Source organism: uncultured Campylobacter sp., from assembly GCF_937890585.1.
GTDB lineage: Bacteria > Campylobacterota > Campylobacteria > Campylobacterales > Campylobacteraceae > Campylobacter_A.
In genome coordinates this window covers 1-1134 of record NZ_CALACG010000302.1, presented here as the reverse complement: position 1 = coordinate 1134, position 1134 = coordinate 1, and the positions used below count along the sequence as shown (strand labels likewise).

The following is a 1134-nucleotide window of genomic DNA, read 5'->3' as shown; positions in this document are numbered from 1 at the left end:
AATTTGCTTCGTCGTTACCAAGATCGCCCTCTCGCCGCACTGAGCCTGCGCCTTTTTTAGCGCCTCCATACTGCTCTCGCCGGTAAACGTATAAAACTTCGTCGCCAAATCTTCTCCTTCGTTTCTCGCTAAATTTAGCCGCCTCTAGCCCAAATCGTCGCGGCAAAAGCTATGCATTTTCCGTTCCCGCTTAAAATTTAGGCTTTGTGGCCGCTAAATTTTAAAATCTCCCTCCGCTTTTATAAACGCGCCTCATCGTCCCAAGCGGCAAAATCACGCTAGCCCTGCTTTGCGCGCCGGGATGGGGCAATGTTAGCCGCGCGTCGTTTCTACTTCGTCCGCTAAAATACAAAATATCTATATCAAGCGTCCTAGGCGCGTTTTTAAAGCTTCGCACGCGCCCAAAACGCCTCTCTAAATTTGCCGTTATTTTTAAAATTTGCCTCGCGGCAAGGCTCGTTTGCACGAGCATTACGGCGTTTGTGAAATCAGCCTGCTCCTTAAACCCAAATGCCTCGTTGATGAGGAGGGCCGAGTTTTCGACGACGTGAAACCTGCTGTCTCGGCTAAGTTTAAAATACAGCCCATTAAAGCGCTTTTTCACGTCGCCGATATTACCGCCAAGCCCCAAAATAACGCTATTTTTAAAGCCCGGTTTAAAATCAAAAACCTTCGGGAAAAAGAGGCATTTGCCAAACCGTCTCGCCCCCGCTACCCTCATAAAATTTCGGCCCCGTTTTCGCGCACGACCACGACGTCCTCGATGCGCACGCCAAATTCATTTTCTAGATAAATTCCAGGCTCCACGCTAAAGACCATGCCCTCTTTTATGAGCGTTTCGCTCCTTGCTGAGATGACTGGAAGCTCGTGTATATCGACACCCACGCCATGTCCTGTCGAGTGAAAAAAGGACTTTTCATATCCAGATTTTGCTATCACGCTTCTTGCTGCAAGGTCTATCTCGCACGCCCTCACGCCAGCTCTTGCGACCTTTATCGCAGCAACCTGAGCCTCTTTTACGATCTCGTAAATTTCTTGCATCTTGGCGTTTTTAAATTTTTGCTCCTTTGAAAAGTTAAAATTTTCATCAAAGCAAGCAGTTCTGGTGCGATCAGAGCAGTAACGCTTAAATTT

General features: G+C 47.7%; 2 protein-coding genes. Both read right to left on the bottom strand.

Annotation, left to right across the window (positions count from 1 at the left end):
- Positions 1-220: 220 nt before the first annotated feature.
- Positions 221-721 (bottom strand): 2-amino-4-hydroxy-6-hydroxymethyldihydropteridine diphosphokinase, encoded by a 501-nt coding sequence (gene folK, locus Q0296_RS09080; protein ID WP_298039646.1) that lies wholly within the window; start codon positions 719-721, stop codon positions 221-223.
- The coding region (locus Q0296_RS09075) for a M24 family metallopeptidase (protein ID WP_298039643.1) at positions 718-1134 on the bottom strand (417 nt) is incomplete at its 5' end. The genes folK and Q0296_RS09075, both read right to left, overlap by 4 nt.

Coding starts and splice junctions, on each gene's coding strand:
- folK (WP_298039646.1), bottom strand. CDS start 721: ATGAGGGTAGCGGGGGCGAGACGGTTTGGCAAATGCCTCTTTTTCCCG.